At 67.0% G+C, this 8251-nt stretch carries 7 protein-coding genes; all 7 read left to right on the top strand.

Going from position 1 to position 8251, the window contains the following annotated elements; all coding sequences use genetic code 11:
* Positions 1–162 precede the first annotated feature (162 nt).
* Entirely contained in the window at positions 163–1275 is a 1113-nt protein-coding gene (locus AWC07_RS08780; protein ID WP_036408607.1) for an ABC transporter substrate-binding protein, read from the top strand.
* A 3-nt stretch (positions 1276–1278) separates the two neighbouring features.
* Complete coding sequence (locus AWC07_RS08775; protein WP_036408610.1) at positions 1279–2397, top strand: spirocyclase AveC family protein; 1119 nt, start codon at positions 1279–1281, stop codon at positions 2395–2397.
* Positions 2390–3265 carry an SDR family oxidoreductase gene (locus AWC07_RS08770; protein WP_036409435.1) on the top strand — a complete coding sequence of 292 codons (876 nt, stop codon included), beginning with the start codon at positions 2390–2392 and terminating at the stop codon, positions 3263–3265. Before AWC07_RS08775 ends, AWC07_RS08770 begins: the two co-directional genes overlap by 8 nt.
* 30 nt (positions 3266–3295) lie before the next feature.
* The gene (locus tag AWC07_RS08765) at positions 3296–4780 is read left to right on the top strand and encodes an aldehyde dehydrogenase family protein (protein WP_036409433.1); all 1485 of its coding nucleotides are present in this window, start codon (positions 3296–3298) and stop codon (positions 4778–4780) included.
* An 11-nt stretch (positions 4781–4791) separates the two neighbouring features.
* Entirely contained in the window at positions 4792–6018 is a 1227-nt protein-coding gene (locus AWC07_RS08760; protein ID WP_036409432.1) for a cytochrome P450, read from the top strand.
* Positions 6019–6093: 75 nt separating this feature from the next.
* Entirely contained in the window at positions 6094–6441 is a 348-nt protein-coding gene (locus AWC07_RS08755) for a YciI family protein (RefSeq protein WP_036409434.1), read from the top strand.
* A complete protein-coding gene (locus AWC07_RS08750; protein WP_036409429.1) occupies positions 6438–7664 on the top strand; it encodes an RNA polymerase sigma factor in 1227 nt (408 codons plus the stop codon). The genes AWC07_RS08755 and AWC07_RS08750 overlap by 4 nt, the downstream gene beginning before the upstream one ends.
* The last annotated feature ends 587 nt before the right edge of the window (positions 7665–8251 follow it).

Here is an 8251-nt window from a genome sequence, read left to right as displayed (position 1 = left end):
ATCATCACACGCCACACCGCGCACAGCCGTCAGACACGACCAACAATGGACAGGTTATTCAGCGCGTTCCTAGCCGGTGACGATTGACGCTGCGCCGCCCACCGCGCTAATGTCAGAACAAATTTTAGGTTTGTTGGGTCGGCCGCTGACGGAGATGCAGACTTGTCCTACGAGAGCACCGCGCAACCGATCAAGATCGGCTACCTGTTCGACTTCCTGCTACCGGAGTTCTACCCGCAGGAGATGCGCGACGACCTGACCCGGCCGTTCGACTTGGTATTCGCCGACGGGCTGCGGCAACGGGTCATCGACCGTCCGGTGCAGATCGTGTACCGGGAAGTGGAGGGGCTGCCCAAGGGCACGGTCAAGGCAGTGGTCGACGTCTACGGCGAACTGGTCGACGAAGGCTGCCTGGCGGTGTTTGGGCCGCACATCAGTGAGAACGCGGTGCCGACCAAGGAAGCGATCGAAGAACGGTTCCGGGTTCCGGCCATCAACGTCTGCGGCAGCGATGACTGGTTGGGGGAGTGGACGTTCGCGTTCCCGCAAGGATCGATGACCGACGAGCCGATCTTCTGGGCGGACCTGCTCGCCAAGGGCGGCCACACCGAGGTGGCAGTCCTGGTCGAGCAATCGCTGGTCGGCCAGAGCTACCTGAGCAACTTCCGGAATGCCTCTCGGCGCAAAGGCATTCGCATTGTGGCCGAAGCGCAGATCGCCCAAACCGCCCAGGACGTCGGCCAGGCGATCCGCACCGTGCACGAGGCAAAGCCGTCCGCGCTGGTGCATTGCGGGTTCGGCTTCGGCATCGTGTTCATCAACCCGGCCCTGGCCGAACTCAACTGGGATCCGCCCCGGTTCACCAGCACGGCGTTTCAGAACGCCTGGATCAATCCGATTATGTGGCAAGCCTTGACGGGTTGGACGGGGATCGACCAGTACGACGAAGCCAACAGTGTGGGCCAGGCGTTCCTGGATCGCTACGAGGCGGAATATGGCCGGCGGCCCCAGTATTGCGTGCCGGTGGTCAACCACGACGTCGCGAACACTCTGCTGCACGCTTTCGCCGATGCCCACCCCCTGAGCCCGCGCGGCGTGAAGGAGGCACTGGAGCGGGTGAAGATGCTGCCGGCCGCCGCCGGCGCCCCGGGGACCAGGGTTTCGCTGGGCAAGTGGACGCGGCGGGCCTGGATGGGGGCCGGCTACCTGGTGGCGCGGAGGCTGGACCCCGACGGCGTCAACTCCCATCTCGTCGACCGTTTCGGCGCTGGTTGAGCGATGACCGCAACCGCGCAGGCGATCACGGGGCGGTCCACGCGCCAGCGGGGCTCCCGGTGGGCGGTCGCGTGGATATTCATGGCCGTCGCCGTGCTCGCCGTCGTCGCTCACTACGCGCGAAAAGGCGCGGTGTCGCCGCGAATTCGCAATCCGGAGGTCACCGGCGCGCCCCGCCCGGTCGAGCCGCTGTTCGGCTACCAGCACTGGCTGGGGCTGTTCCAGATCTTCACGATCATCTCGATGTCGATCATCATCGCGGTCTACGTGGTGGTCTGGCCGAAAAATCCCGCCCACCCGGTTCTGCTGATGGGTATCGTCACCACGCTGATCGTCTGGCAGGACCCGATCATGAACTGGGCGCCGTACGCGGTGTACAACCCGCAACTGTGGCATTGGCCGGAAGACTGGCCGCTGGTGTCACTGTCGCCCACCGTGGAGCCGTTCCTGGTGATCGGCTACATCATGTTCTATCTGGGCCCCTACTTCCCGGCCATTTGGATCCTGCGCAAAATTCAGGCCCGTCGTCCGGTCGGCTCGTTCGTCTGGCGGCACCCGCTGATCACCCTGGCGGTGATCATCCTGCCCCTCGGCATGCTCATCGACGCGATGCTCGAGATGACGCTGGTGCGCACCGGCTTTTATATCTACTCCCAGGTCATTCCGTTCGGGTCGGCCTTCGCCGGCCAGACCTACCAGTTCCCGTTCATCTGGGAAACCGTGATGGTGACTTTCGTGATGATCCCCGCGGGGGTGCTGCTTTACCGTGACGACACCGGCCGCACCGTCGCCGAAAAGCTGGCTCAGCGAGCGCGCATTTTCCCCCGTCGGCCCAAGCTCGCGATCTTCGTGGTGATGTTCGTCCTCATCAACTTCGCCTACTTCGCCTACGGCACCGGCTTCGCCATCATCAAGTGGACCGGGACCGCTACCTCCGTCGCCTGCCCGTGGCCGTATCCGGAGGCCAAAGTCTATGACCCGCAAGGCTTTTACGAACGCAACGGTCAGCCGGGCCCGTATTCGGTGGGCATCTGGTCGACCTGGATGAGCGCGCAACCCCACGGCCGCCCGGACGTGACGCCGCCGGCCGACGGTGGCCGCTGTGGACCGGCGCATGGCTGAGCCCCCGGCCGTCGTCATCACCGGCGCGTCTCGCGGGCTGGGCCTCGCGTCGGCCGCACACCTGTACCGGCGCGGCTGGCGGGTGGTGGCCGCGATGCGGTCACCGGACTCCGGCCTGGTGGCATTGCGAGCGACGGCCGGTGCCGCAGCAGAGGATTCGCGGCTGATTCCGGTTCAGTTGGACCTCACCGACGCCGCGTCCGTCGAGGCCGCCGCCAAAGCGATCGAGGCGGCGGTCGGCCCGCCGCGGGCGCTGGTGCACAATGCGGGCATATCCGCGGCCGGAACCGTCGAGGAGACGCCGATCGACCTGTGGCAGCGGATGTTCGCCACCCATGTGTTCGGGCCGGTGCTGCTGACGAAGGCGCTGCTGCCGGCAATGCGCGCCGCGGGCCAAGGGCGCATCGTCATGATCTCCAGCCAGGGCGGCGTACGCGGCATGCCGGAGATCGCGGCGTACTCCGCGGCCAAGGGCGCGCTCGAGCGGTGGGCCGAATCGTTGGCCTCCGAGGTGGCGCCGTTCGGACTCGGTGTCACCGTCTTGGTTGCCGGAACCTTCGACACCGACATCATCACCGACGCCGGAACGTCGGATCACCGCGACCTGTCCGGGCCGTACGCCGCGCTGCACGGCAAGGTCGACCGGCGCGGCCGGGCCGCCATGCGATTGGCGCGCCCGCCCGAGCAGTTCGCCGCAGCGCTGGCCGGCGCGCTGGAAGACCGCTCGCCCTTTGCCCGGCACGCCGTAGGTCCCGACGCCCGGATGCTCATGGTTGCCAACCGGCTGCTTTCCGGTAAGGCTCTCCATAGGGTGACCCGGCTGGCGCTGGGCCTCCCGCGCTCTGGGGCACTACGAGCGCCGGAATAGTGAGCCTCGTCTGAAGAGAGCTGAACAAATATGGCTGACACTGTAAAGGTCCGGTTCGAATCCAGGATGATGATCGACGGCAAGCTGGTCGACGGACAGGCCGGCACCTTCACCAACATCAACCCGGCCACCGAAGAGCCGATCGGGGAGGTCGCCGACGCGTCGAAGGCGGACATGCACCGGGCGATCGACGCGGCCCGACGGGCCTTCGACGAGACCGACTGGTCGACCAACCGGGAGTTGCGCAAGCGCTGCCTACTGCAGCTTCAGGAGGCCATCGAGGCCGAGCGGGAGGAGCTGCGCGAGGAGCTCATCGCCGAGGCCGGCGCCCCCCGCGCGATCACCTTCGGACCCCAGTTGGATGCGCCGCTGGCCGACGCGCTGCGCTACCCGGCCAAGCTGATCGACGAATACCCGTGGGAAACCGACCTGGGCGACGTGCTGGTCAGCATCACCGGGCAGCTGACCAGCCGCAAGGTCTGGCGGGAACCGGTCGGGGTGGTCGGCGCGATCGTGCCGTGGAACTTCCCGTTCGAGGTCACCATCAACAAGCTCGGCCAGGCGCTGGGCACCGGCAACACCGTGGTGCTCAAACCCGCGCCGGACACCCCGTTCAACGCCACCCGCCTGGGCCGGCTGATCGCCGAAAAGACCGACATCCCAGCAGGTGTCGTCAACGTCGTCACCGCGTCGGATCACCTGGTCGGCGAAGAGCTGACGCTGTCGCCCAAGGTCGACCTGATCTCGTTCACCGGCTCGACCGTCGTCGGGAAACGGATCATGGAAAAGGGCGCGGCGACGCTCAAGCGGCTGTTTCTCGAACTCGGCGGCAAGTCAGCCACCATCGTCTTGGAGGACGCCGAGTTCGGATTGGCCTGTGCGATCGGTATCGCGCCGTGCATGCATGCCGGGCAGGGCTGCGCCAACCCGACCCGGATGCTGCTGCCGCGGTCCCGCTACGACGAGGGGGTGGCGATCCTGAAGAGCATCTACGACAACGTCATGCCGGGCGACCCGCAGGACCCGGCGACCCTGTGCGGTCCGGTGATCTCCGACAAGCAGCGCCAGCGCGTGCTCGGCTACATCAACAAGGGCGTGGAAGAGGGCGCCACCTGCCTGGTCGGCGGGCCCGATGCGGCCACCGGTTTCGACCGCGGATTCTTCGTCAGGCCAACGCTTTTCGTCGACGTGGACAACTCCATGACGATCGCCCAGGAGGAGATCTTCGGTCCGGTGCTGTCGGTCATCGGATTCGACGACGAGCAAGACGCGATCCGGATCGCCAACGACAGCGTGTACGGGTTGGCCGGCAACGTGATGTCGGGTTCGCTGGAGCACTCGCTGGCGGTCGCCCGGCGGCTGCGGGCCGGCTTCATCGGTGTGCAGGGCGCCGCGCCGTACGGCGCTGATACCCCGTTCGGCGGTTACAAGGACAGCGGGGTAGGCCGGCAGAACGGTATCGCCGGATTCGACCAGTACACCCAGATCAAGTCGGTGGGCTATCCGGCTACCTGAAGGGGGTGCGCATGCAGCTGTTCGACGATCTCGAGGATTTCGGGGCCTTCGACGACGTGGTGTCCGGCGACGTCCGGGATCCCTACACCGAGCTGGCCCGGTTGCGGCGCGAGCAACCGGTGCAGCGCATCGACTTCTCGGCCATGCCGCACGAGGAATCCAAGCCCGTCTTCATCGTCTACCGCCATGAAGACGTCGCGCAGCTGCTGCGGGACAACGAGACGTTCTCGTCGGCGATCATCATTGACGCCTTCGGTGACGTGCTGGGCCGCCACGTCATGCTCGGCATGGACGAGCCCGAACATGGCCGCCATCGCGCCCTGGTGTCAAAGGCGTTCTCGCAGAAAGCATTAGCCCGTTGGGAGGACGGGCTGGTCAGGCAGGTCGGCAATGAGCTGATCGACCGGTTCGCCAGCCGCGGCCACGCCGATCTGGTCAAGGAGTTCACCTTTCCCTATCCGACGCAGATCATCGCCGGTCTGCTGGGGTTGCCGCGCGAGGACTATCCGCAGTTTCAGCGCTGGTCGATCTCACTGCTCAGTTTCACCGTCAACCCGCAGCGAGGGCGGGCCGCTTCGCAGGCGTTGCAGGGGTACTTCGCGCCGATCCTTGCCGCGCGGCGCCGGGAACCGCGCGACGATCTGATCAGCGGCCTGGCCCAGGCCGAGATCGACGGGGAAAAGCTCTCCGATGAGGAGATCTTCTCTTTCCTGCGGCTGCTGCTTCCGGCCGGCGTGGAAACCACCTACCGCTCGCTGGGCAACATGCTGTTCGGATTGCTGTGCAGCCCAGCGCAACTCGACGCCGTCCGGGCCGACCGCTGGTTGCTTCCGCAGGCGATCGAGGAGGCGGTGCGCTGGGAACCGCCGCTGTTGACCATCACCCGCGTCGCCACCCGCGACACCGAGTTGGGCGGGGTGCCGATTCCGGCCGGCTCCTCGGTGATGCCCATGCTGGGGGCGGCCAACCGCCAGGAGGACCGCTACCCCGATCCGGACCGGTTCGACATCTTCCGCCCGCCCAGGGCGCACATCGGCTTCGGCCACGGCGTGCACGTCTGCCTGGGTATGCATCTGGCCCGGCTGGAGATGCGGGTAGCGCTCAACCTGTTGTTCGACCGGCTGCCCGGTCTGCGTCTTGACCCCGCCGCCGACGACCCGCATATCCGCGGCCAGGTTTTCCGGTCACCGACCTCGCTTCCGGTGCTGTTCGATACGACTTGCGCCGGTGTGTCCTGATTGGGCGGTTGCCGATCGTCCTCTTGATGAGATCCGGGAATCACCCGGATGATCGTCGGGAACAAGGAGGACACCATGCCGCAATACGCCGCACTGACCTACACCAGGGACGTCGACTGGTCAGCCCCCGAGCAGGCCGCCGACATGGCCGAGTACATGAAGTTCGGCCAGGACCACGCTGCCGCGATCCGTGGCGGCGCAGCGCTGTATCCGACCGCGACCGCGACGACGGTGCGGGTTGCCGGCGCCCGCGGCGGTGACGTCGTCACCAGCGACGGTCCGTACGCCGAAACGAAAGAGGCCCTGACCGGCTTTTATCTCATCGAGGCGACCGATCTGGACGAGGCGCTCCGGATCGCCGCCGAGATCCCGGCCGCCTGGGACGGCGCTGTCGAAGTGCGTCCCATCATCGATTTCGGTTGAACGCGGAATCGGCGCTCGCCGAGACTGTCCGGATCGAGGGGACCCGCATCCTGGCGACCCTCGTCCGGACGGTCGGCTCGCTGCAGGTCGCCGAGGACGCGGTTCAGGAAGCGGCATTACGCGCGCTGCGGGACTGGCCGCGAAACGGTGTGCCCGACGAACCGCGGGCCTGGCTGACGGTGACCGCGCGCCGGGTCGCGATCGACCTGTTGCGACGCGAGGGCGTTCGAGCGCACAGGGAGCGTGCCAGCGTGGAGCTCGCGGTGCCCGACCTGCCGCCCGACAGCATGGTGGCCGACGACCGGCTACGGCTGATCTTCACCTGCTGCCATCCGGCGCTGGGGATGGAAGCCCAGGTGACCCTGGTGCTGCGCACCCTGTGCGGCCTGTCGCCGGCGCAGATCGCGGCGGTGTTGCTGATCAGCGAGGCCGCCGTCGCCAAGCGCCTGACCCGGACGCGCGCCAAGATCGCCCGGGCCGGCATCCCCTATCGCGTCCCGGCCGACGAAGAGCTGCCCGCCCGGGTGGCGGCGGTATGCGCGGTGGTGCATGCGTCCTACACGATCGCCCACACCGCGGCCGGCGGCGACCGGCTCACCGACGTCGACGGGACTCGTGAGGCACTGCGTCTGGCCCGGCTGGTGCACCAGCTGATGCCCGACGAACCGGCGCCGACGGCGGTGCTGGCGCTGCTGCTGCTGACCGAATCCCGGCGCGCCGCCCGGATCGACGACGCCGGTGATCCGGTGCCGCTGTCCGAGCAGGACCGCTCGTCGTGGGACACCGGCATGATCACCGAGGCGCTTCGTCTGCTCGACGAATCGCTGCGCCGCACGGGCGCGGTCGCCGATCCCTACCAGCTGCAGGCCGCGATCGCGGCCGAGCATGCCCGGGCCGCGTCGTACGACACCACCGACTGGGCCGAGATCGTCCGGCTCTACGACCTTCTCTTATCGGTGCAGCCGAGCGCTCCCGCTGAGCTGGCCCGGGCGGTCGCCGTCGCCGAATCCGACGGGCCCGCGGCGGGTTTAGCGGAGTTGGAGGAGCTCCAGCCGGATCAGCGCTGGCACGCCGTCCGCGGTGAACTGCTGGCCCGTCAAGGTAAGTTCGCCGAGGCGGCCGCGGCGACGCGGCTGTCGTTGACCGATGCGATCACCGCACCGGAACGCCGATACCGCCAGCGGCGCATTGCCGAATGGTCTGCGCGACAAGGAGTGACATGAACGTTGACGTGACAAGCGAGACACTGATCGCCCGGCTGCGCGCCGAAGTCTTTGCCTACCCAAAGCGGTCGTGGGGCTGCGCGCCGGTGTGGGGAGATGGAAATCGCGTGCTGGTGCGCTGGCGGCGCCGAGTGTGCCGTCAGGGCGCCGACTGTGCCGTCAGGGCGGCCGATCGTGGATATTCCCGCCCTACATACACACTCAAAGCCGTCACTGCACACTCGATGCGGCGGCATGACAGCCGATAACGGTGAGCACGTGAGACATCCCCGAACGCCTGCCATCACAAGAGGTTTGAGCGAAGGCGCGCTATCGGCATGCCGAAAACACAGCCGAGGTGTGCCGAAAACAGAGCCAGGCATCCAAAGGCTGCGCAAGAGGACTCGCTGACCAGCAGCATTCGTGGTTACCCTGAATTTCCGAGTGAGGTGGGCACAATGTGTACCGGCTCGGCCAGCGGCCAATGTTGAAGATGTGACTGCCCAGCCAGGACTGCGCTGAGCCCGGCAGCTAGACGGTATGGGGAGGCTGGGGCCTCACTGCATGTGATCGTGGGTTGCCGTCAGGAATTGGGTCCTGGCCGGTAG

The sequence above is a fragment of the Mycobacterium gastri genome (assembly GCF_002102175.1).
Taxonomy (GTDB): domain Bacteria; phylum Actinomycetota; class Actinomycetes; order Mycobacteriales; family Mycobacteriaceae; genus Mycobacterium; species Mycobacterium gastri.
This window is presented reverse-complemented; position numbering and strand designations above follow the sequence as displayed.